Annotated in this window: 23 protein-coding genes; 7 read left to right on the top strand and 16 right to left on the bottom strand. The window is 70.3% G+C overall.

Annotated elements, in window-relative coordinates; genetic code table 11:
- Positions 1 to 164 precede the first annotated feature (164 nt).
- The 3 genes from ASC76_RS03580 to ASC76_RS03570 are packed head-to-tail and all read left to right on the top strand — an operon-like array spanning position 165 to position 2,856.
- On the top strand, positions 165 to 1,043 hold the full coding sequence (locus ASC76_RS03580) for a CheR family methyltransferase (RefSeq protein WP_056462434.1): 879 nt from the start codon (positions 165 to 167) through the stop codon (positions 1,041 to 1,043).
- A 19-nt stretch (positions 1,044 to 1,062) separates the two neighbouring features.
- The gene (cheD, locus tag ASC76_RS03575) at positions 1,063 to 1,734 is read left to right on the top strand and encodes a chemoreceptor glutamine deamidase CheD (protein ID WP_056462431.1); all 672 of its coding nucleotides are present in this window, start codon (positions 1,063 to 1,065) and stop codon (positions 1,732 to 1,734) included.
- 42 nt (positions 1,735 to 1,776) lie between these two features.
- Entirely contained in the window at positions 1,777 to 2,856 is a 1,080-nt protein-coding gene (locus ASC76_RS03570; RefSeq protein ID WP_082548685.1) for a chemotaxis response regulator protein-glutamate methylesterase, read from the top strand.
- 4 nt (positions 2,857 to 2,860) lie between these two features.
- Here ASC76_RS03570 and hemW read toward each other — a convergent pair whose 3' ends face one another.
- The 5 genes from hemW to ASC76_RS03545 all read right to left on the bottom strand — a co-directional run bounded on the left by hemW (position 2,861) and on the right by ASC76_RS03545 (position 7,441).
- Positions 2,861 to 4,090 (bottom strand): radical SAM family heme chaperone HemW, encoded by a 1,230-nt coding sequence (gene hemW, locus ASC76_RS03565; protein WP_157615250.1) that lies wholly within the window; start codon positions 4,088 to 4,090, stop codon positions 2,861 to 2,863.
- Positions 4,083 to 4,712: an RdgB/HAM1 family non-canonical purine NTP pyrophosphatase gene (gene rdgB / locus ASC76_RS03560; RefSeq protein WP_056462425.1), complete on the bottom strand. Its 630-nt coding sequence runs from the start codon at positions 4,710 to 4,712 to the stop codon at positions 4,083 to 4,085. Before rdgB ends, hemW begins: the two co-directional genes overlap by 8 nt.
- A 4-nt stretch (positions 4,713 to 4,716) precedes the next feature.
- Entirely contained in the window at positions 4,717 to 5,454 is a 738-nt protein-coding gene (gene rph / locus ASC76_RS03555; protein WP_056462422.1) for a ribonuclease PH, read from the bottom strand.
- 89 nt (positions 5,455 to 5,543) lie between these two features.
- Positions 5,544 to 6,458 carry a PP2C family serine/threonine-protein phosphatase gene (locus ASC76_RS03550; RefSeq protein ID WP_056462418.1) on the bottom strand — a complete coding sequence of 305 codons (915 nt, stop codon included), beginning with the start codon at positions 6,456 to 6,458 and terminating at the stop codon, positions 5,544 to 5,546.
- A 14-nt stretch (positions 6,459 to 6,472) separates the two neighbouring features.
- Positions 6,473 to 7,441, bottom strand: a complete 969-nt coding sequence (locus ASC76_RS03545) for a serine/threonine-protein kinase (protein ID WP_056462415.1) — start codon at positions 7,439 to 7,441, stop codon at positions 6,473 to 6,475.
- Between the two features lie 27 nt (positions 7,442 to 7,468).
- Here ASC76_RS03545 and ASC76_RS03540 point away from each other — a divergent pair, with 27 nt between their 5' ends.
- From ASC76_RS03540 to ASC76_RS03525, 4 genes are all read left to right on the top strand, one after another.
- Positions 7,469 to 8,413 (top strand): YicC/YloC family endoribonuclease, encoded by a 945-nt coding sequence (locus tag ASC76_RS03540; RefSeq protein WP_056462413.1) that lies wholly within the window; start codon positions 7,469 to 7,471, stop codon positions 8,411 to 8,413.
- Between the two features lie 14 nt (positions 8,414 to 8,427).
- Positions 8,428 to 9,048 (top strand): guanylate kinase, encoded by a 621-nt coding sequence (gene gmk, locus ASC76_RS03535; protein ID WP_056462410.1) that lies wholly within the window; start codon positions 8,428 to 8,430, stop codon positions 9,046 to 9,048.
- A 37-nt stretch (positions 9,049 to 9,085) separates the two neighbouring features.
- Complete coding sequence (gene rpoZ, locus ASC76_RS03530) at positions 9,086 to 9,289, top strand: DNA-directed RNA polymerase subunit omega (RefSeq protein WP_056462407.1); 204 nt, start codon at positions 9,086 to 9,088, stop codon at positions 9,287 to 9,289.
- A gap of 91 nt (positions 9,290 to 9,380) precedes the next feature.
- The gene (locus tag ASC76_RS03525; RefSeq protein WP_056462403.1) at positions 9,381 to 11,657 is read left to right on the top strand and encodes a bifunctional (p)ppGpp synthetase/guanosine-3',5'-bis(diphosphate) 3'-pyrophosphohydrolase; all 2,277 of its coding nucleotides are present in this window, start codon (positions 9,381 to 9,383) and stop codon (positions 11,655 to 11,657) included.
- Here the strand turns inward: ASC76_RS03525 and greB are convergent.
- The 11 genes from greB to ASC76_RS03470 all read right to left on the bottom strand — a co-directional run bounded on the left by greB (position 11,654) and on the right by ASC76_RS03470 (position 23,118).
- A complete protein-coding gene (greB, locus tag ASC76_RS03520) occupies positions 11,654 to 12,235 on the bottom strand; it encodes a transcription elongation factor GreB (protein WP_056462401.1) in 582 nt (193 codons plus the stop codon). The genes ASC76_RS03525 and greB overlap by 4 nt on opposite strands.
- A 45-nt stretch (positions 12,236 to 12,280) precedes the next feature.
- Positions 12,281 to 12,589 (bottom strand): EthD family reductase, encoded by a 309-nt coding sequence (locus tag ASC76_RS03515; RefSeq protein WP_056462398.1) that lies wholly within the window; start codon positions 12,587 to 12,589, stop codon positions 12,281 to 12,283.
- Between the two features lie 90 nt (positions 12,590 to 12,679).
- On the bottom strand, positions 12,680 to 14,377 hold the full coding sequence (locus ASC76_RS25845; RefSeq protein ID WP_056462396.1) for a vWA domain-containing protein: 1,698 nt from the start codon (positions 14,375 to 14,377) through the stop codon (positions 12,680 to 12,682).
- Positions 14,374 to 14,931 carry an MxaK protein gene (locus tag ASC76_RS03505; protein ID WP_157615247.1) on the bottom strand — a complete coding sequence of 186 codons (558 nt, stop codon included), beginning with the start codon at positions 14,929 to 14,931 and terminating at the stop codon, positions 14,374 to 14,376. Before ASC76_RS03505 ends, ASC76_RS25845 begins: the two co-directional genes overlap by 4 nt.
- Positions 14,922 to 15,959: a vWA domain-containing protein gene (locus ASC76_RS03500; RefSeq protein WP_056462388.1), complete on the bottom strand. Its 1,038-nt coding sequence runs from the start codon at positions 15,957 to 15,959 to the stop codon at positions 14,922 to 14,924. Before ASC76_RS03500 ends, ASC76_RS03505 begins: the two co-directional genes overlap by 10 nt.
- Positions 15,956 to 16,852: a hypothetical protein gene (locus ASC76_RS03495; protein WP_157615245.1), complete on the bottom strand. Its 897-nt coding sequence runs from the start codon at positions 16,850 to 16,852 to the stop codon at positions 15,956 to 15,958. The genes ASC76_RS03500 and ASC76_RS03495 overlap by 4 nt, the downstream gene beginning before the upstream one ends.
- The gene (locus ASC76_RS03490; protein ID WP_056462384.1) at positions 16,849 to 17,718 is read right to left on the bottom strand and encodes a DUF58 domain-containing protein; all 870 of its coding nucleotides are present in this window, start codon (positions 17,716 to 17,718) and stop codon (positions 16,849 to 16,851) included. Before ASC76_RS03490 ends, ASC76_RS03495 begins: the two co-directional genes overlap by 4 nt.
- A 1-nt stretch (position 17,719) precedes the next feature.
- The gene (locus ASC76_RS03485) at positions 17,720 to 18,742 is read right to left on the bottom strand and encodes a MoxR family ATPase (protein WP_056462381.1); all 1,023 of its coding nucleotides are present in this window, start codon (positions 18,740 to 18,742) and stop codon (positions 17,720 to 17,722) included.
- 130 nt (positions 18,743 to 18,872) lie between these two features.
- Complete coding sequence (locus ASC76_RS03480) at positions 18,873 to 21,365, bottom strand: TonB-dependent receptor (protein ID WP_235580328.1); 2,493 nt, start codon at positions 21,363 to 21,365, stop codon at positions 18,873 to 18,875.
- Positions 21,366 to 21,454: 89 nt separating this feature from the next.
- On the bottom strand, positions 21,455 to 22,099 hold the full coding sequence (locus ASC76_RS03475) for a response regulator transcription factor (RefSeq protein WP_056462377.1): 645 nt from the start codon (positions 22,097 to 22,099) through the stop codon (positions 21,455 to 21,457).
- Entirely contained in the window at positions 22,096 to 23,118 is a 1,023-nt protein-coding gene (locus tag ASC76_RS03470; RefSeq protein ID WP_056462374.1) for an ATP-binding protein, read from the bottom strand. The genes ASC76_RS03475 and ASC76_RS03470 overlap by 4 nt, the downstream gene beginning before the upstream one ends.
- Positions 23,119 to 23,614: the final 496 nt, after the last annotated feature.

Here is a 23,614-nt window from a genome sequence, read left to right as displayed (position 1 = left end):
CGGCATGCGGCCCCGGAAAAACGGCCCCTTCATGCCCGCCGCGCGCCAAGCGCGGCGACTGCGAGCTGCCGCTCAAGACGGGGACGAACCGGTCGATAAAGCTTCTGGGCCGGCATCCGATCGCCGACCGGCCCGCCCTTGCCGCACCCGACCCGGAGACCCCCATGAACGCCGCAGCCCTGTCCATCGCACCGGCGAGACCGCTGGCCGACGCCGGTCCGGCGGAACCCAGCGGCGAGTTCAGCTTCGACGCGCGGGACTTCGAGCGCGTGCGCGCCCTGATCTATGCGCGTGCCGGCATCAGCCTGCACGCCGGCAAGCAGGCGATGGTCTACAGCCGCCTGTCGCGTCGCCTGCGCGAGACCGGCCACCGCTCGTTCGGCTCCTACCTGCAGTGGCTGGAGGCCGCCGCCGGCCCGGCCGCCGACGACGAGTGGCAGGAATTCGTCAACTGCCTGACCACCAACCTGACCTCGTTCTTCCGCGAGTCGCATCACTTCGATGCCCTCAGCGCCGAACTGAAGGCGCGCGGCCGCCAGCCGCTGCGCATCTGGTGCAACGCCGCGTCGACCGGCGAGGAGCCGTACACGATCGCGATGACGGTGGCCGACGCGCTCGGCACCACGGCCGACGCGAAGATCATCGCCAGCGACATCGACACCAAGGTGCTCGCGACCGCGAGCCGCGGCGTCTACCCGGTGGACGCGCGCGGCCTGTCGCCCGAGCTGCAGCGCCGCCACTTCATGCGCGGTACCGGCGCGAACGCCGGCTTCATGCGCGTCAAGCCCGAGCTGGCGAAGATGATCGAGTTCCGCCCGCACAACCTGATGGATGCGCGCTGGTCGCTCGGCGAGCCGTTCGACATCGTGTTCTGCCGCAACGTGATGATCTATTTCGACAACCCGACGCAGCGCCGCGTGCTCGGCCAGATCCACGCGGCGATGAAGCCGAAGGGGCTGATGTTCGTCGGCCACTCCGAGAACTTCACCGACATGAAGGACCTGTTCCGCCTGCGCGGCAAGACGATCTACGAGCGCGTCTGACCGCCGCGCCGCACCCGCCATGGCCCTCGCCTCCACCACCTTCTCCGCCGCGCGTCCGCAACCGGCGCTCGGCACCTCGTCGGCGCGCCTGCAGCGGCTCAAGGCGCAGCCACGCAAGCCCGGCGAGGCCTCGTTCTTCTTCCACGACGCGTACTTCAACAACGATGCCGTGAAGATCCTGCCCTGCGAGTACTTCGTGTACCACGAGGACATCCTGATCATGACGACGCTGGGCTCGTGCATCGCCGCGTGCCTGTGGGACCGCGAGGCCAAGGTCGGCGGCATGAACCACTTCATGCTGCCCGAAGGCGACGCCGGCTCGGGTCGCTACGGCTCGTATGCGATGGAACTGCTGATCAACGAGATGATGAAGCAGGGCGCCACCCGCGCGACGATGGAGGCCAAGGTCTTCGGCGGCGGTCAGGTGGTCGACGGCATGACCTCGATGAACATCGGCGAGCGCAACACCGCGTTCATCACCGACTACCTGAAGACCGAGCGCATCCCGATCGTCTCCAAGGACGTGCTGGGCATCCACGCGCGCAAGGTGTGCTTCCTGCCCGCCAGCGGCAAGGCCATGGTCAAGCGCCTGGCCGCCACCAACAGCGCCGCGCTCGTCGCGCAGGACCGCGCCGCGGTGCAGCAGGCCGTGCCGCAGAGCACCGGCGGCGGATCGGTCGACCTGTTCTGACCGCCGCGCCGCGACCGAGAGAGACAAGCTGGAGCCGACAAGATGGCAAAGACCCGTGTGGTGGTGGTGGACGACTCGGCGCTGGTGCGCAGCCTGTTGAGCGCCATCATCAGTCGCCAGACCGACATGGAATGCGTCGGCACCGCGGCCGACCCGCTGATCGCGCGCGAGATGATCCGCGCGCTGAACCCCGACGTGATCACGCTCGACGTCGAGATGCCGCGCATGGACGGGATCGACTTCCTCGGCAAGCTGATGCGGCTGCGACCGACGCCGGTCGTGATGGTCTCGACGCTGACCGAGCAAGGGGCCGAGGTCACGCTGCGCGCGCTCGAACTCGGCGCGATCGATTTCGTCGCCAAGCCGAAGATCGGTGTCGCCGACGGCCTGCGACTGCTGGCCGACGACATCACCGACAAGATCCGCGTCGCGTCCAAGGCGCAATTGCGCCGCCCTGCCCCTGCGAGCACGCGCGCCGGTGACAAGCCGGCCGCGCCGGTCAGCGCGATCGGGCGCCTGTCGACCGAGAAGATCGTCTTCATCGGCGCCTCCACCGGCGGCACCGAGGCCACCAAGGAAGTGCTGACGAACCTGCCGCCGGACTGCCCGGCGATCGTCATCACGCAGCACATGCCGGCCGGCTTCACGAAGAGCTACGCGGCGCGGCTGGACGGCCTGTGCCGCATCCGCGTCGCCGAGGCGCGCGACGGCGAGCGCATCCTGCCCGGCCACGCCTACATCGCGCCCGGCGGCACGGCGCACCTGAGCGTCGAACGCTCGGGTGCGAACTACGTCGCCCGCGTGGTCGAGGGCGATCCGGTCAACCGGCACCGCCCTTCGGTCGAGGTGCTGTTCAAGTCGGCGGCGCGCGTGGCCGGGCCGAACGCGCTCGGCATCATGCTGACGGGCATGGGCGCCGACGGCGCGACGGCGATGCGCGAGATGCGCGAGGCCGGCAGCTACAACCTGGTGCAGGACGAAGCGAGTTGCGTCGTGTTCGGCATGCCGCGCGAGGCGATCGCGGCCGGCGCCGCGCACGAGGTGCTGCCGCTGACGCAGATCGCGCCGCGCCTGATCGAACGGCTGCGCAGCACGTCGGGCCTGTCCAGCAACCGCGTCTGATCGGTCAGGGCAGGAACAAGGCCTGCAGATCGCTGAGGAAGTCGAAGCCGCGTTCGGTCGGCCAGGCGCGCGCGAAGTCGCGCTCGATCAATCCCTTGCGCTCGGCGGCGTCCAGGCCCGCGGCGAGGGCGGCCAGCGACAACCCGGTGCGCTCGCTGAACCGTGCAAGCTCGAAGCCGTCGCGCAGCCGCGTCGCGTTCAGCATGAACTCGAACGGCAGCTGGTCGCGCGGCACCTCCTCGTCACTGGCGATCGCGTGGCCGGCCAGCGCGCGGGTCATGTACTGCACCGGCTCCTTGAAGCGCGCCTGGCGCACCACGCGGTGCGGGAACGAGAGCTTGCTGTGCGCGCCGGCGCCGATGCCGAGGTAGTCGCCGAACTGCCAGTAGTTCCAGTTGTGCTCGCAACGGTGACCCGGGCGCGCGAAGGCGGAGACCTCGTAGCGCGTCATCCCGGCGGCGCTGGAGCCCGCGGTGATCCGGTCCAGCATCTCGAACGCGGTGTCGTCGTCCGGCAAGGCCGGCGGGTACTTCGCGAAGACGGTGTTCGGCTCGAGCGTCAGGTGGTAGACCGACAGGTGCGGCGGCTCGAAGGCCAGTGCGGTCTGCAGATCGCGCTCGAACTCGGCGATCGACTGGCCGGGCAGTGCGTACATCAGGTCGAGGTTGAAGGTCTCGAACGCGGCGCGCGCCTCGTCCACCGCCGCGCGCGCCTGCGCCGCGTCGTGCACGCGGCCGAGCGCGGCGAGCTTGACGTCGTCGAAGCTCTGCACGCCGACCGACAGCCGCGTGACGCCGGCCGCGCGATAGCCGTGGAAGCGCTCGCGCTCGAAGGTGCCGGGGTTGGCCTCGAGCGTGATCTCGCACATGGGCTCGAGCGGCAGACGGGCGCGGATGTCGCCGATCAGCCGGGCGATCGAGTCCGGTGTGAACAGGCTCGGTGTTCCGCCACCGATGAAGATCGTGTGCACGCGGCGGCCCCAGATGAACGGAAGCGCGGCTTCGAGATCGGCATTGAGCGCGTCGAGGTAGCGGGAGTGATCGGCTTCGCCCCGCTGCTCGTGGGAGTTGAAGTCGCAGTACGGGCACTTCTTGAGGCACCACGGCAGATGCACGTAGAGCGACAGCGGCGGCAGCGCGGCCAGACTCAACGTGCCGGGGCGCATGTAGCGGGCCAGCCGTTCCGCGACGGGTTCGGCCGCAGCCGAGGCTGTCGCGATCGGAATGCTAGCCACGGTGCCAGGCCTCGCGCATCAGCGTCAGCATCTGCGCCGCGGCGATGGCGCGGTGGCTGTGGGCGTTCTTCGTCGGCGCGTCGAGTTCGGCCACCGCACGACCGAGCGCGGGAATGAACATCAGCGGGTCGTAGCCGAAACCGCCGCTGCCCACCGGCGCGTGCAGGATCTCGCCGAACCAGCGGCCGACGGCGACCAGCGGCTCGGGGTCGTCGGCCGAGCGCACCGCCACCAGCGTGCTGATGAAGCGTGCGCGTCGGTCCGTCACGCCGTTCAGCCGATCGAGCAGCAGCGCGTTGTTCGCGGCATCCTGCAACGCGCGGTGGTCCTCGCGATCCACTTCGGTGGTCGCGAGTTCGGCGAAGTGCGCGGAGTACACGCCCGGCGCCCCGCCCAGCGCGTCGACACACAGGCCCGAATCGTCGGCGATCGCCGCGCCGCCGACCTGCCGGGCTGCGTGTCGCGCCTTGGCCAGCGCGTTCTCGACGAAGGTGTGGAACGGCTCGTCGGCCTCGGCCACGCCGAGCATGCCCTGCGCCATCAGTTCGACCCCGGCCGGTACCAGCAGCGCCTGGAGTTCGCCGAGCTTCTTGCGGTTGTTCGATGCGAGGACCAGCCGCATCGGATCAGAGTCCCAAGGCCTGGCGCTGCGCCGCCACCAGTTCGCGGATGCCCTTGTCGGCCAGGCCGATCAGCGTGCCCATCTCGTCGCGCGAGAACGCCGCGCCTTCGGCGGTGCCCTGGACTTCGACAAAGCCGCCGGCGCCCGTCATCACCACGTTCATGTCGGTGTCGCAGGCCGAGTCCTCGATGTATTCGAGGTCGAGCAGCGGCGTGCCATCGACGATGCCGACCGAGATCGCCGCGACGAATTCCTTGATCGGCGACGCGCCGGCCGCGGCACTGAGCTTGCCCTGCGCCTGCAGCCACGTGACCGCGTCGTGTGCGGCGACGAACGCGCCGGTGATGGCCGCGGTGCGCGTGCCGCCGTCGGCCTGGATCACGTCGCAATCGAGCGAGATCGTGCGTTCGCCCAGCGCCTTCAGGTCGAACACGCAACGCAGCGAGCGGCCGATCAGGCGCTGGATCTCCTGCGTGCGGCCGCTCTGCTTGCCGCGCGCGGCCTCGCGGTCACTGCGGGTGTGGGTGGCGCGCGGCAGCATGCCGTATTCGGCGGTGACCCAGCCCTCGCCCGAGCCGCGCTTGTGCGGCGGCACTTTCTCTTCGACCGACGCGGTGCACAGCACCTTGGTCGCGCCGAATTCGATCAGCACCGAGCCCTCGGCGTGCTTGGTGTAGCGGCGGGTGATGGTGACGGGGCGGAGGGCGTCCGCGGCGCGGGAGTCTGAGCGGTTGAATGTCATCCGCGTATTGTGGCGCCCCCGACCGCCGGGTCCGGCAGTCACCCCCGCGGAGGCGGCCCGGCGCTCGGCCCGCGCCGGCGCTCCGACAATCAGCTCTTCTTCTGCGACGAGCGCCGGATCGCTTCGTTGATCTCGCGGATCGAGCGCTCGATCTCGGCGTCGTCGAGCTCGTCCGGCGCGTCGCTGCCGAGCACGCTGGCCTGGATCGTCGAGGCGAACACTTCTTCGCCCAGCTGCTGGGTCGAGACGCCGGTGGTGCTGTCGTTGTCCTCCGCAGCCTCCCACTCGACCGCGAGCACCGAGACGTTGTCGCTCTTCGCGCCGCCGTTGCGCAGCGCCTGCTCGACCAGCTCGGGCACCGCGTCGGAGATCACGTTCTTCGAGAGCTGCTCGACGATCACCGCATCCTCGACCGTGCCCCACAGCCCGTCGGAGCACAGCAGCAGCCGGTCGCCGGCCTGCAGCAGCAGCGGCCCGACGGTGTCGATCACCGGCTTGCCGGGGCTGCCCAGGCAGGTGAACAGCACGTTGCGATTGAAGCGGTCGGGCATCGGCACGACATGGCTCATCGTCTGCTGCAATTCGGAATACGAGTGGTCGCGGGTGCGGGCGATCAGCTTGTCACCGCGCACCAGGTACAGCCGCGAGTCGCCGCAGTGCGCCCAGTAGGCCGCGTTGCCCTGCAGCAGGCAGGCGACGACGGTCGTGCGCGGGGTATCGATCAGCGCCTTCTGAGTGGCGTAGCGCAGCAGCTGGTGGTGGCCGGCGATCGTCGCCTCCTGCAGGAAGCGCAGCGGGTCGGCCAGCGTGGGCTTGCAGTCGCGCTGGAACATCGCGGCGAGCGTCTGCAACGCGAGCTGGGAAGCGACCTCCCCTTCGGGGTGCCCGCCCATGCCGTCGGCGAGCGCGAACAGCCCCGCGTCCCGCGTGTAGCAATAGCCCATGCGGTCTTCGTTTTTCTCGCGGCCGCCCTTGCGGCTGACCTGGTAGACGGAGAAGCGCATCGTGGTGCTCCCGCTCAGGCCTTGGCGCCGGTGGTCAGGTTCTCGAGCTGGAGCTTGAGGCGCTCGCTGAAGCTGAGCTTGGTGTAGCGGCGCTCGGTCTCCCGCGCCAGTTCCTTCTGCAGCGCGAACACGCTCTGCGGGCGTGACAGCGGGTCGAGCGACATGCACCACTCGGTCACTTCGATCAGGTTGTCCGAGTAGACATTGCGCAGGCGTGACAGGCTCAGCGCCAGGCGGTCCTTCTCGATCCGCTGCGGCGCGTCGTTCGGCGGGTAGCCCTGCATGCAGGCGTAGATGCAGGCGCCGATCGCATAGATGTCGGTCCAGGGGCCGAGCGAGCCGTCGCGCCGGTACATCTCGGGCGCGGCGAAGCCGGGCGTGTACATCGGGCGGATGAAGTTGCCTTCCTTGCTCAGCACTTCGCGCGCGGCGCCGAAGTCGAGCAGCACCGCCTTGTTCTCGTTGGTGATGAAGATGTTCGCCGGCTTGATGTCCAGGTGCAGCATCTTGTGCTGGTGGACGATGCGCAAGCCGCGCAGGATCTCGTCGAACAGCGAGCGGATCGTGCTTTCGCGGAACACCTTGTCGCGCTTCAGGTCGCGCGCGGTGACGATGAAATCCTGCAGCGTGTCGCCCTGCAGGTAGTTCATCACCATGTAGACGGTTTCGTTCTCGCGGAAGAAGTTCAGCACCGAGACGACGCTCGGGTGGCTGATCTGCGCCAGTGAGCGCCCTTCTTCGAAGAAACTCTTCAGGCCGAGCCGGTACAGCGGCTGCTTCTCGGGCTTGACCCGCGGCGTCAGTTCGCCGGGCGAGCGCTCGGCCAGCGAGGACGGGAGGTACTCCTTCAGCGCGACCAGGTGCCGGTCGGCGTCTTCACACAGGTACACCACACCGAAGCCACCGGCGGCGAGCTTCTTGATGACCTGGTAGCCACCCACCACCGTGCCGGAAGGCAAGGGAGCGGGTTTGGGCTTTGACATAATCCGGTTTTCTCTCGGTAATTGTGAATGGCAGTCTACAGCATGACCGGCTTCGCGAGCGCCTCCGCCGGGCCTCGTCCCGCCTCGGAAACAGCGGGCGCTGCGGACAATTTGGCAAGCCGCGCGGCCGGTGCCGCGGCCGCCAGCATCCACGTCGAGCTGCGCTCGGTTAACAATCGGTTTCTGGACATTTCGTTTCGGCTGCCCGACGAGTTCCGCTCGCTGGAACCGACGCTGCGCGAGTTGATCGCCGGCGCGTTCAAGCGCGGCAAGATCGAGTTGCGCTTGAACACGCGCAGCGACAGCGAGACCCAGTGGCCCCAGCCGCAGACCGACCAGTTGAACCGGCTGGTGCGCCTGGAAAGCACGGTGCGCGGCTGGTTGCCGAACGCCGCCGGGCTGTCCGTTCATGAAGTGCTGCAGTGGTGCAAGGGCAGTGCCACCAGCGAGAAGCTGGACGAGCCGGCGCTCGACGCGGCCAGGCGCTGCATCGCCGGCCTCCGCGAAGCGCGCGCCCGTGAGGGCGAGCGGCTCGTCAAGGTGCTGATGGAACGCGTCGACCGGCTGCGCGAACTCGCACTGCAGGCCGAGCCGCTGGTGCCGGCGGTCGTCAAGCGTCAGCAGCAGCGTTTCCTGGAGCGCTGGACCGAAGCGCTCGAGGCCACGGGCGCCGCCAACACGATCTCGCGCGAGGCACTGCAGGAGCGCGCGCTGAACGAGGCCGCCGCGTACTCGATCCGCATCGACGTGGCCGAGGAACTCGCGCGGCTGCGCTCCCATCTCGACGAGATCGCGCGGCTGCTGAAGGCCGGCGGCGAGGTCGGCAAGCGGCTCGACTTCCTGATCCAGGAGCTGCTGCGCGAGGCGAACACGCTTGGCTCCAAGGCCTCGGCGCTCGAATTGACGAACATCTCGGTCGAGATGAAGGTCGCGATCGAGCAGTTGCGCGAGCAGGTGCAGAACATCGAGTAGGAATCGGACTGACCATGGACTACCCCGGCAACCTGTTCGTCGTCGCCGCACCCAGCGGGGCCGGCAAGTCGAGCCTGGTCAGCGCGCTGCTGCAGGTCGATTCGCACCTCGTCGTCGCGGTCTCGCACACCACCCGGGCGCCGCGCGGGCAGGAGCAGCAGGACCGCGAGTACCACTTCACCGACGAGGCGACCTTTCGCGCGATGATCGCGCGCGGCGAGTTCTTCGAGTGGGCCGAGGTCCACGGCCACCTCTATGGCACTTCGCGCAACGCGATCGAGACCCGCATCACCGGCGGTCAGGACGTGGTGCTCGAGATCGACTGGCAGGGCGCGCTGCAGATCAAAAAGCTGTTCCCGAACGCGATCCTGATCTTCATCCTGCCCCCGAGCTGGGAAGAACTGCAGCAGCGTCTGAACCGGCGTGGCGAGGACAAGCCGGAGGTGATCGCCAAGCGCATGGAGAACGCCCGCATCGAGGTGTCCAAGGCCCGCGAGTTCGACTTCGTTATAATCAACGCCTTGTTTGAAACGGCGCTCTTCGATCTGAAGGCGATCGTTCATTCGCAGCGGCTCAAGTACGCTGCACTCCAAAGAAGCAAGCCCGCTGTCTTTGCCGCACTCGACCTGAGCTGATCTGGCTGGACACGACAGCTGAACACCGAAAGACATCATGGCCCGCATCACCGTCGAAGATTGCCTCACCAAGATCCCGAACCGGTTCCAGTTGGTGCTTGCCGCCACCTACCGCGCGCGCATGCTGAGCCAGGGCCACGCCCCGAAGATCGAGACCAAGAACAAGCCCGGCGTGACCGCGCTGCGCGAGATCGCCGCCGGCGAGATCGGCATCGAGATGCTGCGCAAGGTGCCCGTCTGAGTTGACGTCCCCGGTGGCGCGGCACGCCACCGCCCGCCCGGCGGGTAGCCCCCTACCGACCCTCACGGTCGATCCACGTTAAATTCGGGTCATGACCGCCCGCGCCCCCAACGCCCTGCGAGACCCGGCCCCTTCCGCCGCCGCGGGCAAGCGCGCCCCGCCCTCCAAGCCGTTGCCGGCCGCGGTCGACGCCGCCGCCGCGTCCTTCGCCGCCCTGACCCACAAGCTCGACTACCTCGACCCGGCCGACACCAAGCGGGTGCGCGAGGCCTACCGCTTCGCCGACGAGGCGCACCTCGGCCAGTTCCGCGCCAGCGGCGAACCCTACATCACCCACCCGATCGCGGTCGCCGGCCTGTGCGCCGACTGGAAGCTCGACGCGCAGGCCATCATGGCCGCGCTGATGCACGACGCGATGGAAGATTGCGGCATCACGAAGATCGAGCTGATCGAGAAGTTCGGCGCACCGGTGGCCGACCTGGTCGACGGCCTGACCAAGCTCGACAAGTTGCAGTTCTCGACCCGCGAGGAGTCGCAGGCGGAGTCGTTCCGCAAGATGCTGCTGGCGATGGCGCGCGATGTGCGCGTGATCCTGATCAAGCTCGCCGACCGCCTGCACAACATGCGCACGATGGACGCGATGGCCGCGTCCAAGCGCACCCGCATCGCCGGCGAGACGCTCGAGATCTACGCGCCGATCGCGCACCGTCTCGGCCTGAACCAGACCTACCGCGAGCTGCAGGAGCTGTCGTTCCAGCACCTGCGCCCGTGGCGCCAGGCCGCCCTGTCGAAGGCCGTGCAGAAGGCGCGCGGCTATCGGCGCGACATCGTCGAGCGCATCCAGCACGACGTCGAGCGCGCGTTCCTGCAGGCCAAGCTGCCGGTTCAGGTCTTCGGCCGCGAGAAGACGCTGTTCTCGATCTACAAGAAGATGCGCGAGAAGCACCTGACCTTCGCGCAGGTCAACGACATTTTCGGCTTCCGTATCGTGGTGGCCGACCTGATGCAGTGCTACATGGCGCTGGGCGTGCTCCATCAGCTCTTCAAACCTCTTCCCGGCCGCTTCAAGGACTACATCGCGATCCCGAAGGCCAACGGCTACCAGTCCCTGCACACCACGCTGGTCAGCCCGCTCGGCACGGCGGTCGAGTTCCAGATCCGCACCGAGCAGATGCACGCGGTCGCCGAGAAGGGCATCGCCGCGCACTGGCTCTACAAGAGCGGCGGCGCGCAGGTGCAGGAGGCGCAGCGCCTGGGCGCGATGTGGCTGCAGTCGCTGATCGACATCCAGGACGAGACGCACGACGCGAACGAGTTCCTCGAGCACGTCAAGATCGACCTGTTCCCCGACGCGGTCTACGTGTTCACGCCGAAAAGCAAGATCCTGGCGCTGCCGCGCGGCGCGACGCCGGTGGACTTCGCCTATGCGATCCACACCGACGTCGGCGACCACACCGTCGCCGCCAAGGTCAACGGCGAGCCGGTGGCGCTGCGCACCGAGTTGCGCAGCGGCGACGTGGTCGAGATCGTCAGCACCGCCGGCGCGCGGCCGAACCCGGCGTGGCTGAACTTCGTGCGCACCGGCCGCGCGCGCTCGAAGATCCGCCACTACCTGAAGAACATGGAGCAGGAAGAGTCGCGCGACCTGGGCGAGAAGATGCTCGCGCAGGCGATGCGCGCGGAAGGCATGCAGCTGCCCGGCAGCGAGCCGCCCGAGGCCACGCTGTGGCAGCAGCTGACCCGCTGGAGCGGCAACAAGACCCGCGACGACCTGTTCACCGACATCGGCCTCGGCCGCAAGATCGCCACCATCGTCGCGAAGCGGCTCGCGCGCCTGCTGGCCGAGCACGGTACCAAGCCCGACGCGCTGACGCTGACGATGGGCCGCTACGCCGCCGACGACGCCGCGCCGGCGCAAGGCATGGTGCTGATCGACGGCAGCGAGGGCGCGTCGGTCCAGCTGGCACCGTGTTGCCGGCCGATCCCGGGCGACGCCATCGTCGGCTACCTGGGCCGCGGCGAGGGGCTGATGGTTCACACCGTCGAGTGCAGCGTCGGCAAGCGGCTGTTCGAGCGCGACAGCGAGCACTGGATGAGCGTCGACTGGGCCGAGCAGCCCTCGCGCCCGTTCGAGACCGCGGTGACCTTGCTGGTCACCAACGGCAAGGGCGTGCTGGCGCAGGTGGCCCAGGCGGTGAGCGAGGCCGAGGCCGACATCACCCACATCGAGATGGGCAACGAGCCGGCCGCCGAGACCACCGAGCTGCAACTGCTGCTCAGCGTGCGCGACCGGCTGCACCTGGCCGACGTGATGCGCACGCTGAAGCGCGCGCCGTCGGTGCAGCGCGTCGCCCGCGTCAAGCCCTAGCGTTCCTCGCCGGCCTGCGGCGGCGCGGGGTAGCGCACGTCGATCACCTCGATCTGCTCCAGCCCGCCCGGCGTCATCAGCTGCACCTCGTCGCCGACGCGCGCCTTCAGCAGCGCTCGGGCGATCGGCGCGATCCAGCTGACCTCGCCGTTCAGGTTGTCGACCTCGTCGATGCCCTTGATCGTGACGGTGCGCTCCTCGTCGCGCTGGTTCACGTAGGTCACCGTGGCGCCGAAGAACACCTGGTCGTGACCGTAGTGCAGCGACGGGTCGGCGACCTCGGCGATGTCGAGCCGCTTGGTCAGGAAGCGGATGCGCCGGTCGATCTCGCGCAGCCGCTTCTTGCCGTACAGGTAGTCGCCGTTCTCCGAGCGGTCGCCGTTCTTCGCGGCCCACGAGACGATCTCGACGATCTTCGGCCGCTCGTCGTCGAGCAGGGTCAGCAGCTCGGCGCGCAGCCGCGCGTAGCCGGCCGGCGTCAGGTAGTTCTTGGTCCCGGCGGGCAACGCGGGCGGCGCGATGTCGTCATCGTCCTCGTCGCCGGCGTTGTCGGACTCGCGGGTGAAAGCCTTGTTCATCGAATCGCTGCGGTGTTCGTCAACCGCGATTCTGAACGCGGCGCCTCAGACCGGCTTGGTGTCGAACATCAGCAGTTCGACGCCCGCCTGCGCGAAATTCGCCAGGTCGCCGGCGGTCGCCTGGCCCTCGGGCGAGCCGAACGCCGCCTGGATCGCGGCCAGCGAATCGAAGCCGAGGATCGCGACCAGGTGATAGGCCGACTCGCCCTGCGCCGAGCCCACCGGGCCGTCGCTGACCTCGTAGCTCTTCAGCCCGGGGATCTTCTTGGCCTTCGGCACGTGGGTCGAGAAGTAGTAGGCGTCGAACGCCGCCACATCGGCGGGCTTCTTGTAGAGGGCAACGAGCTTGGCCATGAAGATGTCTCCTGTCGAATGGGATAGGGAACGGGAAGGGTTCGGCCTGCCTTGTACAACGCCGCGTCGCACACGTACAGAGGGGCAAGCCTACAAGTCGTACCAGCCGAGCCCGAGGATGAAACCGGAGGCCCGGCCGCCATCGGCTCGCTGCTGTTGCAGGCTGAAGTCGATGGCGAGCTTCTCGCGCTTCAACCAGTGGCGCACACCGATCTGCGTGAACGTGACCTCGCCCTCGCGTGCCAGTTCCGCAAAGAGCGTCGTGCGCCTAAACAGTTCGCGCTCGACGCCCACCGCGCCGGTCCAGACGCGGCGCTCGTCGCGCGCCTTGCTGATGCCGGCGTTCAGGTGGAGGAGCGCGCCGCTCTTGCCGAGGGCGATCGTCAGCGGCACCTTGACCCCGAGGTACGGGACCGTGCCGCCAGAACGCGTGCGTTCCACGCCGAGCGTCGCGCTGACGCCGACGCCCCAGCCGTCGCTGGCCAGGTTGTTGAACAACTGCTTGAACTCGATCTCGGCCTCGTGCCCGGTTTCGGCGTCGCGCCGATCGACGAAGCGCGAGAGTTCGAACTGCACCGACCGGCCCTCGCCGAAGGTGTACTCGGGCTCGAACGACAGCCCGCGCACGCTGCCGAGCCGCTGCGTCCACGACTCGAACGACCAGACCTGCTCCTCGTCTTCGAGCACGGCCGTCCGTGCGACCTGGAACGGCCGATCGTTGGCCCACGCGGGCGACACGGACAGCGAGGCGCCCAGCGCGATGATCGCGACGGTGCCGTGCAGCGCCAGCCCGGCCCCGCCGCGGCGCACCAGCGGCCCGGCGTAGCGCGCCAGCAGCAGGGCGAGCGCGAAGCCGCCGAACAGCGCGCGCAGGTCGGCACGCACCGGCGTGGGCTTGGCCAGCGCCGGCGCGGTCAGCGCGTCGACCAGTGCGTCCACCGACTCGAGCCTCACGAACGCCAGCCCCTGTTCGCGCCCCAGCAGCCGCAGGTACGGCTCGCGCAACGCCGACAGGTGCTCGCTTCCGGGCGTCGCGCCGAGCGCCGGCAGCGGTACGGCGGCGGCGTCGTCGGTCATGCGCTCGCCGCCGACGCTGGTGGCGCGGCCGCTGCCGTACACGTCGGCCTGCGCCACCTCGTCCGCCTGCCAGAAGCCGAGCGGGCGCCCGCTCGGATCGCTCTTCGGGATCGGCGACGGCCGGGCGGCACCGACGCCGACGAGCACGCCGGCCACGTCGCCGGGCTTGTCGTCGAAGCGCGGCCGGTGCTGCGCGATCAGCGGCGGCGCCTCCTGGCCGTCGGTCACGAACACCAGCGACGGGCTGCCGGGCAGGCGGCGCGCCAGCTCGAAGCCGCTGTGCAGGCCCTTGGCGATCTCGCTGTTGCCGCTCCAGGCCATGCGGCCGTCGATGCGCGCGAGCGTCGCGCGCAACTCGGTCAGGTTGGCGCACACCTCGACCGGCTCGAACAACAGGAACGAGCGGTACTCGGTGAATACCGCCCAGCCGATCTTCGAGCCGCAAGGCAGGCGCAGCAAGGCCTCGCGCAGCGCGCTCTTCGCGAACGCCAGGCGCGAGGCCGGCTTGCCGGCAAGCGCCTCGTCCTGCACGTCCATGCTCTGCGTGATGTCGAGCACCACCACGTGGTCGAAGCGCGCGCGCTCGACCGGCCAGCCCGGCCGCAGCAGGCAGGCCGCCAGTGCGATGGCCGCGCCCGCAAGCAGAAAGCGGGCGCCATGGGGGCGCCACGACGCGGTCACGCGGTCGATGAAGTGGGAGATCGTCGTCATGGCAGCCCCGGTGAATAGCCGCGCATCGTCGTCACCGCGCGCTCGCGGTTGCGCTCCTGCGTGACCGGTCCGGCGTCGTCGTCGTCCGGGTCGGGCAGCAGGCGCTGGGCGCGCTCGAGGTTGTAGCGCGCGTCCCAGTTCGTCGGGTCGTCGCGCAGCACATCGCGGTAATACTCTTTGGCGAGTTCGAGCAGCGCGATGGCCTGGCCCGGCTGCGCGCTGGCGCGCACCTCGATCGCTTGGCGCACCAGCAGGTTGGCGCTGTTGTAGCGCGCCGCCGCGCCGAGCCGGGGATCGCCCTGCAGCGCGCGGTAGCGGTTCAGCGCGGCGTCGCGCGCACTGCTGGCGGCCGCGTCCTGGGCTTGCGCATGGGCGCGCGCGAAACGCAGTTCTGGCGGCTCGCCGGGCTGGTCGGCGGCGCTGTCGGCCTTCTCGATCCGGGCGTTGGTCTGCGCCGCGCGCCACAGGGCCGCGGCATCGAACAGCACCGCGAGCAGCGCGGCGGCGAGGAGTGCCAGCACCAGGCGGGTCCGCGAACGCGTGGCTAGGCCCATCGCCGCAGCTCCAGCAGGTTGGCCGCGAGCAGCGCCAGCACGGCGCCGAGCGCGACCGCGTAGCCGACGCCGGAGAGATCGCGCCGCGGCACCGTGTCCTGGTAGGTGATCGGCAGGTTCTCGAGCCGGTTCACGTCGTCCACCGCCTGTTGCAGGGCCTCGGGCGTGCCGGCCTCGTAGGCGCGGTACTGCGTGCCGAGCGACAGGAAGTAGCGGTGCAGGAAATACTCCGGCACCGCATCGGCGTTCTCGGGGGGCTCGGCCTGGTCGGGCAGCAGGCCGGGGCTGCGGGCCGAGCGGATGTAGATCCAGTAGATCGCGGCGCGGGTCTGGCGGGCGGTCTGCGCGATCCGCTCGCGCGCGGCAGGGTCGATGCGATCACCGCCGTCGGAGACCAGCAGGATGATGCGCGAGCCGGTGTAGGGCCGGTCGACGAAATAGCCGAAGGCGGATTCGAGCGCGAGCGCGATGTTGGTCTCGGACAGCCCTCGGCCGATGTTGCCCGCGTTGATCGCGGCCTGGATCACCTCGTTCTTCTGCGTGAACTCGAGCAGACGCAGTGGCAGCGTGCTGAAGACGATCATGCCGAAGCGGTCGTCCGGCCGCTTGGCCGCGAACTCGGAGAGCACGCGCCGCGCGACCAGGCCCTTGGTCTCGCGCGCCTCGCTCGCGCGCAGCTTCGAGTAATAGTCGAGCGCTTCCGGCCCGGTGCCGCGCACGGCCGGGCTGCGGGCGCCACCGAAGCTCTGGTCCATGCTGCGGCTGCGGTCCAGCAGCAGCACGATCTCGGCCCCGCGTCCGACCCGCTCGACCTCGTACTCCGGCCGGTACGGCCCGGCCAGCCCGACGACGATCGCCGCGATCGCCAGCACCGCCGCCGCGCGCAGTATCCATTGCAGCGCCTGCGAGGCCGCGTCGCGCGGCAGCAGCGCGGCCCACGCGTTCGGCAGCGCGCCGCGCGGCTGCGCGATCAGCGGCAGCAGCGCCAGCGGCAGCAGCCAAAGCCAGGCGGCCTGATCGAAGCTCATGCAGCGCCCCGCTCGACATCCCGGCAGCGGCGGCACAGCTCGACCAGCCACCGCGCATCACCTGCCCCACCCCCACCGCCGAAGAACTCCGCGCGCGATCGGGCGAAGAAGTGCGCCAGGTCTTCGCGCAGCGCCGCGAAGCGCGGGCGGCGCGCGACGAAGTCGTCGAGACCGGGCTCGAACAGCACCTCCCCGGCGGTCTCGTTCAGCGCCGCGTGCAGGCGCTCGAACGCCGCGCGGCGCTGCCCCGCATCGGGCTGGGCCGGGAGCGCGCGCAACGCCGCCCATGCGCGACCGAAAGGTCGGCGCCGCCGCGACGACCACGGCAACACGAGGTAGACCTGCGCGAGGTAGGCGAGCAGCAGCGCGATCACGACCAGCTCGAAGACAAGGCGCGTGCGCGTCGGCGCGGTATCGAGCAGCGGCGGCGCGCGATCCGGCCGCATCTCGCCCAGGCCGTCACGCGGCGACGCCTCGGCCGGCGCCAGCGGACCGACCGTGACCGGCCAGGCATCGATGCGCAGCGTCTGCGCGCGCGGCGTGCCGCTGAAGCGCAGTTCGACGACCGGCATCTCCAGCACCCGCACCTCGCGCGGTGCGAGGAACACTTGGTAATCCAGCTGCAGCGATTGCGGCACGCCGAACAGCGAGCGGCGCAGCACGACCCGCTGCAGCTCCAGCGCCCGACCCCGGCTGCCGGCGCGCGGCAGCGAGTCCTCGTCGAGCGTCAGGCCGTCGGGCACCTGCAACGCCACGCGGCGCGAGACCACGTCGCCGACCGTGTAGCCGAACGCACGCGGCGTGTCGCTGACGGCCGTGAGCACCGCGGGCGCCGCCGCGACGCGGACGGCCGCGGCCAGGCCCAGCGTCGCCAACGCAACGGCGCGCCTCATGAGTGGAAGTGCCGGGTCACGGCCTCGGCGTCGTACCCGCCTTCGATGAACAGCGGCTTGAGCCGACGGGCACGGAACAGCTGCAGCAAGGCCGCTCGGCGTGCCACGTGGGCCGCCTCCCAGCGCGCGCGCAGCGCCGGGCGCCACCAGACCAGGCGCTGCCGGCCGCTCTCGGGGTCGATCACCTGGGCCAGCCCGCGCGCGGCGCCGAGGCCGAACTCCAGCGGGTCCCACAGCACCGTCGGCACGACGTCGTGCGCGCTCAGGCCATCGAGCACGGCGACGACCTGGTCGAGCGGCAGGTGGAAGTCGGAGACGAGGAAGAGCAGCGCGCGCCGGCGCCCGAGATGGCGCGGCGCATCGAGCAGCCCGCGCGCATCGCGGCCCGCGGGTTGCAGCGCGCGCAAGCGCCGTGCGGTCTCGCCGCCGGCCGCGCGCTGGCGGCTCTGCGGCTGCAGCAGGTCGGCGCGCACCGCCGTGTCGCAGCCGACGAAGCCAAAGCTGTCGCCCGTCCGCCAGGCCGACCAGGCCAGGCTCTCGACCAGGTCGGCGAGCACCGCGAGCTTGCGGGTGCGCCCGGCGAAGCCCATCGACGCCGACAGATCGGCCACGACCGTGACCGGGATCGACTGCCGCTGGCTGTAGATGCGCACCCGCCAGTCGCCGAACGGATCGCGCAGGCTCGCGTGCAGGTCGAGCCGGCGCGGGTCGGGCGCGTCGAGCAGCGACGCGTGGCCGCGGAACTCGAAGCCGCTCTGCCCGCGGGTGCTGCGGTGATGGCCGGGGAAGTGGCCGAGCACCGGCGCGCCGACGCGGTAGTGCACCTCGCGGACCGCGGCGCTGCCGGACACCGCCGAGCCCGCCATCTCAGGGCGCCGCCACGCTGCCCAGGATGCCGGCGATCAGCGGCGCGGCGATCTCCTGGCGGCGCATCTCGTAGACCGGCTGGAAGCACAGCCGGTGGGCGATCGTCACGTCGAAGACCGCCTGGACGTCCTCGGGCGTCGCGTAGTCGCGACCCCCCAGCCACGCCGTGACCCGTGCAGCCCGCAGCAGCATGCTCATGCCGCGCGGGCTGGCGCCGGCGAGCATCAGCTGGGCGGTGTCGAGGTCGGCCAGCTTGACGCCGAAGTCGGCCGGCGCCGCGGTGGCGCGCCACAGGTCGAGCGCGTACTTCTGCAGCGCCTCGGAGGCCTGCACGCTGCGCTGGATCTGCGCCGCCACGTCGTTCAGTTCGCGGTGGTCGAGCAGCGCGCCCGCGAGCGCGGCGATCAGCGCATCGGTGTCGTGGTAGCGCGGGTCGAACATCAGTGCGCGGCGCTGGTCCTCGTCGGCCGGCGCGTCGATCGTCACTTCCATCATGAAGCGGTCACGCGCAGCGGAGGCGATCTCGAAGGTCTCCTCGCGCTCGACGCGGTTGCGGTCGGCGAACACCAGCAGGTGCGGGAAGCGCCACTCGCGGTTGAAGGCCTGCACGCTGCGCTCGGCCATCACGCGCAGCAGCAGCGAGTGCACCTGCGGGCGGGCGCGGTTGATCTCGTTGAAGAAGAAGATCGCGAGGTCCTCGCCGTGCTCGATCAGCGGCCCACGCTCGACCGCCGGCCGGCCTTCGGCGCTGATGTAGGTGTAATAGACGAGATCGTTGGGCATCAGGTCGATCGTGCCCTCGGTGCGCGCATAGGCCCCGCCGAGCACCCGCGCGAAAGCGCGCAGCAGGGTCGTCTTGCCGACCCCGACATCGCCCTGCAGCAGCACGTGGCCGCGGGCGAACACCGCGGTGTTGACCAGGCGGATCACGCGCGCCTGGCCGATCACTGCGCGGCCGACCTCGTGTTCCAGCGTCAGGGCCCGGTCACGCCAGTCGGCCAGCAGTTCGTCGTTTCGGTTCATGCGGGAGCTCGGTTGAAACCCGCATGCCTTCTGCGGGACACTCTGCGCCGCCCGTGGAACACCCGCAGCGCGTCCGGGCGAGCGCCTGGCCCGTCAAGCAAGACGCACGCCGAATGGTCGGCTGCCCGGCTCAGCCGCCGAAGGCGTACTTCACCCCGACCCGGACGCTGCGCGGCGCGCCGGGCGCATAGAACGTGCTGTTCAGCAGCGGCCAGTCGCCGTTGGCGTCGGCCGGCAGCGGGCGCGCGCGGAAGTTGCCGTTCGCGTCGAACGCCGTCGCGCCCAGCTGCGCCGCGCTCGCGTAATGGCGGTCGAACACGTTGTTGACCTGGACGAACACGCTCCATCGGGGCGTGGGTCGGTAGTCGACGCTCAGGTTCAGCACCGCGTAGCCCGGGTTGCGTCCGTTGCCGAGGTAGTAGACGCCGTCGGGCTGGTGCCGGTTGTTTTCGTTGCCGCGCGCGAACGAGCTGCCGACGGCCGACAGGTCCGCGCCCAGGGTCCACGCCGGGCTCGGCTGGTAGTCCGCGAACAGCTTCAGGATCTGGCGCGGGATCAGCGGGATGCGGTTGCCGGGCTCGATGGCGATCGTTCCCTCGTGACCGGGGAAGCCGGCCGCCGCCGCGTCGTTGCTGCTGTTGGCCGAGCCGTCGACGGTTTCGGCGCTGCGGTAGGTGGCGTCGAGATAGGTGTAGTTGAAGCCGATGTTCAGCCCCGCCGCGGCGCGCACGCTTGCGCCCGCCTCCAGCCCCTGACGCCGTGTCTTGCCGAAGTTCTTGAAGTAGCCGAAGCCGGCCTGGTTGTCGGCGACGAACAGGATGTCGTCGCGGTTGTCGGCGCGGAACACGCCGAGGTTCCAGGTGAACTGCTCCGCCACGCCGCCGCGCAGGCCGGCCTCGAGCGTGCGGGTGACGACCTGCTTCAGCGGCGGGTCGCCGGCGAACGAGTTCGGCAGCTTGCACGGGTTGGCCGGGTCGGCGCAGCCCAGCTCGATCGCCGACGGCGCCCGGCTGCCGATGTTGTACCCGAGGTAGCCGCCGATCAGATTGCTCGGCGACCAGGTCAGCCCAATCGCCGGGTTGAAGCGACCGAACACATGATCGCCGTCCAGAGAGCCCGGCCCGCCGCCGGGGAGGATGGCGTCGCGGTTCGTCACGGCGGTGCGGTTGTAGCGGCCGGACAGCGTCAGGTGGGTCTGGTCGTTCAGCGCCAGCGTGTCGGTCGCGAACACGCTCCAGGTTCGCGTGCGCGCGCTCAGGTCGACGCGGGTGTCGTACGGCTCGCCGTCGATGCTGCCACCACTGACGCCGTCGCCGAACGCGCCGACGCCGCTCACGCTGCGATCGGGATTCAGGAATCCCAGCTCCGAGCCCTGCGTGAACGCGACCCGGCTGATGTCGAGCGCGGCGCCGATGACGACGACGTGGCTGCGCCCGGCGAGCATGCCGTCCCAGTTCAGCTGGCCCGCCACGCCGTAGTTCGCCTGCCGGGTGCGGGTGGTGTTCAACACGGCGTTGCACAGCTCGGCCGGCTCGTCGTTGAGCAGCGCGTTGGCGATGCAGCGCCAGGTCGGGAACGGCGTGTTGCCGGCATCGGCGCCGCTGGTCGGGAAGCCGCTGTAGCCCGCGCCGGTCAACGCCGCCTGCTCGTTGGCGTTCGGCTGGTAAATCGCCTGGCCGAGCGCCTCGTCGTTGACGTCGCCGTTCAGCGTCGAGGTCCGGATGCGGCGGTAGTACGCGTTGCCCGAGAGGCTGAACGCGTTGTCCAGGCTGTGGCGGGCTTCGAGGTTCAGCATCGCCGAGCGGTTGGCAGTGCGGTCGGGCGAGGTGTAGACGCTCGCGCGGTCCGCCGCCAACAGGCGCTGCTCCTGCATGCCGTTGCCGATCAGCGTGTTGTCGGCGAGCGCGGCCGACAACGCGAGCCGGGTGTCGGCCGACTTGAACCCGACCTTGGCGAACAACTGGCTCACGTCGGTGGGCGAGGCCTGGCGCCAGCCGCGCTCGTGGAAGCGGTTGCCGTTGACGTACCAGTCCAGCCCGTCGGCACGGCTGCCGCCGCTCTCGAATTCCAGCGCGACCCGCCCATGCGAGCCGGCCGACACCTGCACCGACGACCCCGGATAGGTGAGCCCATCCTTGGTCGCGACCGACAACGCGCCGCCGAGCGTGTTCAGGCCGAACAGCGGGTTCGAGCCCGGCATCAGCGTGATGCTGGCGATCGCGCCGCGCGGGATCAGATCCCAGCTGACCACGTCGCCGAACGGCTGGTTCATGCGCACGCCGTCGACGTAGACCGACAGGCCCTGCGGCGTGCCGAGCAAGGGCGACGCGGTGAACCCGCGGAAATTGACATCGGGCTGGAACGGGTTGTTCTGGACCTCGTTGACATGCACGCCGCCGAGCCGGCGGCTCATGAAGTCGCTCAGGTCGAGCGCGTGACTGCGGTCCATGTCGGCCGATCTGGCGGTCTGCACATTCGCCGGGATCTGGTCCTTGGGCAGGCCGATGCCCGCGACCGGCGTGGTGCCCACGACCTCGGCCCTCGGCAGTGTGGCGACCGGCGCGCCCTGCGCGAAAGCGGCGGGCGCGAGGGCGGCCAGGGCCGCGGCAGCGATTCTTCTCAAGGGTGTCTCCGTGCTGCTGTCCAACGTGGTCGCCACCCTACCGGCGGCGGCGCGGACGGCCCAGGGAAAACTTCCCGACGACGCACCGGTCAGGCACCGGCGGCGTCGATCACGCGGTGCCGCAGCGCCAGGTGCGCGAGCGCTGCGGAGGTGACGACGCCCAGCTTCTCCTTGATCAGCGTCTGGTGGTTGGCCACGGTCTTCGGACTCAGCCGCAGCACCTGCGCGCACTCGGCGGAGCTGTGCCCTTGCGCGAGCAATTTGAAGATCTCGAACTCGCGCGCGCTCAGCGTGGCCAGCCGCTCGGTCTCGGGCTGCGGTTCGCGCGGCTGCAGCAGCGCGGCCGGCAGCTCCGGGCCGAGGTAGCGCTGGCCGGCATGCAGCGCGCGGATCGCGACGACCAGGCCGTCCGGCGCGCTCGCCTTGGTGAGGAAGCCGCGCGCGCCGGCCTCGAGCGCGCGCCGGACCAGCAGCGGGCTGTCGTGCATGCTGAACACCAGCACGCGCGCGGCCGCCGCACGCAACAGCACGCGGCGGATCAGCTCCATGCCGCCGCCCCCGGGCATCGACAGGTCGGTCACCAGCACATCGGGCGGCGCCGCGATGAACGCGGCGTAGGCCGCATCGCCGTCGCTGGCCTCGGCCACCACCTGCACGTCACCGGCCTGCTCGAGCAGGCGCCGATAGCCGGTGCGGACCACCGGGTGATCGTCGGCCAGCAGCACGCGGATCATGCCGCCACCGCCGCGACCGGCGACACGGCCCCGGCGCGCGCCGCCGGGAGCGGCGCGCGCAACACGAGCCGCACACCGGCGCCGGGCGCGCTGCCGATCTCGAAGCTGCCGCCGATCATCGCGGCGCGCTCGGTCGCGCCCAGCAACCCCAGGCCGCGCCGGGCCACGCGCGTGTCCATGCCGTGGCCGTCGTCCTGGATCTCGAGTTCGAGGCCGCGGGCCGGCGCCGCGACGACCGCCAGCATGACCCGGACGCGCGTCGCGTCGGCGTGGCGCGCGACATTGGTCAGCGCCTCCTGGGTGATGCGATAGATCGCGATCGTCGTCGCATCGTCCAGCCCCTGCAGCACGGCCTCGGGCGCGCGCCCCGTGTCGAGATCGCAGGCGATGCCGGTGCGCTGCCGCCAGCCCTCGCACAGGGCCTCCAGCGCGGCCGCCAGGCCGAGTGCGTCGAGATCGGCGGGGCGCAGCCGGCGCAGCATGTCGCGCACGAGCCGGTACAGCGACTGGGCCGCCGCGTCGGCACGCTGCGCACTGGCGCACAGGCCCGCGTGGTCGTCGGCAGCGCAATGCAGCAGGTAGGCGGTCTCGACCCGCACCGCGCTGCAGCCCTGCGCGAACTCGTCGTGCAGCTCGCGCGCCAGCGCCAGGCGCTCGCTCTCCTGCAGCGCGATCAGTTGCTGCGCCAGCTCGCGGTTGCGCGCGAGCAGCTCGGCGACGCGCGCCTCGGCCTGCTCGCGCAGGGCGAGCTGGACCACGCTCTCGCGGCGCCGCCGGAACGCGTACCAGACCAGCCCGCCGGCCAGCACCAGCAGCGCGAACGGCAGTTCGTCGACCTGCCAGCGCTCGAAGCGCGCCAGCGCGCGCCCCAGCGCCTCCTGCAGTTCGAAGGCCGAGGCCAGCAGGTAACTGACGAGGGTGAGCGCCGCGACCAGCGCCACGTCGCGACGCCAGCGCGACGCCCGTCCGCCGCGGCCGGCGGGCGCATCGCGCGCAGTCAGATCGGAGGTTCGCAGCATGGGGTCGTCGGGTCCGCGAGCGCGCGTCGCTCGACGCGCGTCTGGGTGGGTGCAGCGCGGACGGTACAGCAACTTCTGCGCCGTCTGCGCTCGCCGGCACGTTCGCATCGTGGCTGCGCGGCGCGCCCACTCTCGGCGAGTGGAACACTCTGCGCCAAAAGTGAGTTGAAGCGTTGCGCCGACTTCAGGCTGACGACACGCTCGACGCGATGTGCGACCGCCGCGACCATGCCACGCGCGAGGGATTTCCCCGAGGCGCGCAACGCCACGCCCGAGCGGTCCCACTTTTCGCGCCGGAAAGAGTTGCCGCTCACCGATTTTCAAGTCGAAAAAGAAAGGGTTTTCACCAAGGTTGTCGGCCTTGAAAGGCCGCGCGAAGGGGGGTGCTTCGATGTCCGCAGCGAGGCGTTGGCCCGCGTTTCCGGATGGGCATGGATGTTGCGGACGAGGGCCTGTTGCGACAGCACGCGAGGGGATCCGGTGGCGACCTTCGCAA

The organism is Rhizobacter sp. Root404 (assembly GCF_001425865.1).
Classification (GTDB): domain Bacteria; phylum Pseudomonadota; class Gammaproteobacteria; order Burkholderiales; family Burkholderiaceae_C; genus LMDS01.
Note: the sequence above shows the minus strand (reverse complement) of the source record. Positions and strands in the feature narration are given on the sequence as shown.

Excerpts from the sequence above, each read along its gene's own strand:
- rpoZ (WP_056462407.1), top strand. The coding sequence starts at position 9,086 with ATGGCCCGCATCACCGTCGAAGATTGCCTCACCAAGATCCCGAACCGG.
- ASC76_RS03545 (WP_056462415.1), bottom strand. The coding sequence starts at position 7,441 with ATGTCAAAGCCCAAACCCGCTCCCTTGCCTTCCGGCACGGTGGTGGGT.
- ASC76_RS03475 (WP_056462377.1), bottom strand. The coding sequence starts at position 22,099 with ATGATCCGCGTGCTGCTGGCCGACGATCACCCGGTGGTCCGCACCGGC.
- ASC76_RS03505 (WP_157615247.1), bottom strand. The coding sequence starts at position 14,931 with ATGGGCCTAGCCACGCGTTCGCGGACCCGCCTGGTGCTGGCACTCCTC.
- ASC76_RS03525 (WP_056462403.1), top strand. The coding sequence starts at position 9,381 with ATGACCGCCCGCGCCCCCAACGCCCTGCGAGACCCGGCCCCTTCCGCC.
- rph (WP_056462422.1), bottom strand. The coding sequence starts at position 5,454 with ATGACATTCAACCGCTCAGACTCCCGCGCCGCGGACGCCCTCCGCCCC.
- ASC76_RS03500 (WP_056462388.1), bottom strand. The coding sequence starts at position 15,959 with ATGAGCTTCGATCAGGCCGCCTGGCTTTGGCTGCTGCCGCTGGCGCTG.
- ASC76_RS03515 (WP_056462398.1), bottom strand. The coding sequence starts at position 12,589 with ATGGCCAAGCTCGTTGCCCTCTACAAGAAGCCCGCCGATGTGGCGGCG.
- ASC76_RS03490 (WP_056462384.1), bottom strand. The coding sequence starts at position 17,718 with ATGGCGGGCTCGGCGGTGTCCGGCAGCGCCGCGGTCCGCGAGGTGCAC.
- ASC76_RS03470 (WP_056462374.1), bottom strand. The coding sequence starts at position 23,118 with ATGCTGCGAACCTCCGATCTGACTGCGCGCGATGCGCCCGCCGGCCGC.
- ASC76_RS25845 (WP_056462396.1), bottom strand. The coding sequence starts at position 14,377 with ATGACGACGATCTCCCACTTCATCGACCGCGTGACCGCGTCGTGGCGC.
- ASC76_RS03550 (WP_056462418.1), bottom strand. The coding sequence starts at position 6,458 with ATGCGCTTCTCCGTCTACCAGGTCAGCCGCAAGGGCGGCCGCGAGAAA.
- gmk (WP_056462410.1), top strand. The coding sequence starts at position 8,428 with ATGGACTACCCCGGCAACCTGTTCGTCGTCGCCGCACCCAGCGGGGCC.
- ASC76_RS03570 (WP_082548685.1), top strand. The coding sequence starts at position 1,777 with ATGGCAAAGACCCGTGTGGTGGTGGTGGACGACTCGGCGCTGGTGCGC.
- cheD (WP_056462431.1), top strand. The coding sequence starts at position 1,063 with ATGGCCCTCGCCTCCACCACCTTCTCCGCCGCGCGTCCGCAACCGGCG.
- rdgB (WP_056462425.1), bottom strand. The coding sequence starts at position 4,712 with ATGCGGCTGGTCCTCGCATCGAACAACCGCAAGAAGCTCGGCGAACTC.
- greB (WP_056462401.1), bottom strand. The coding sequence starts at position 12,235 with ATGAACAAGGCTTTCACCCGCGAGTCCGACAACGCCGGCGACGAGGAC.
- ASC76_RS03540 (WP_056462413.1), top strand. The coding sequence starts at position 7,469 with ATGGCAGTCTACAGCATGACCGGCTTCGCGAGCGCCTCCGCCGGGCCT.
- ASC76_RS03485 (WP_056462381.1), bottom strand. The coding sequence starts at position 18,742 with ATGAACCGAAACGACGAACTGCTGGCCGACTGGCGTGACCGGGCCCTG.
- ASC76_RS03495 (WP_157615245.1), bottom strand. The coding sequence starts at position 16,852 with ATGAGGCGCGCCGTTGCGTTGGCGACGCTGGGCCTGGCCGCGGCCGTC.
- ASC76_RS03580 (WP_056462434.1), top strand. The coding sequence starts at position 165 with ATGAACGCCGCAGCCCTGTCCATCGCACCGGCGAGACCGCTGGCCGAC.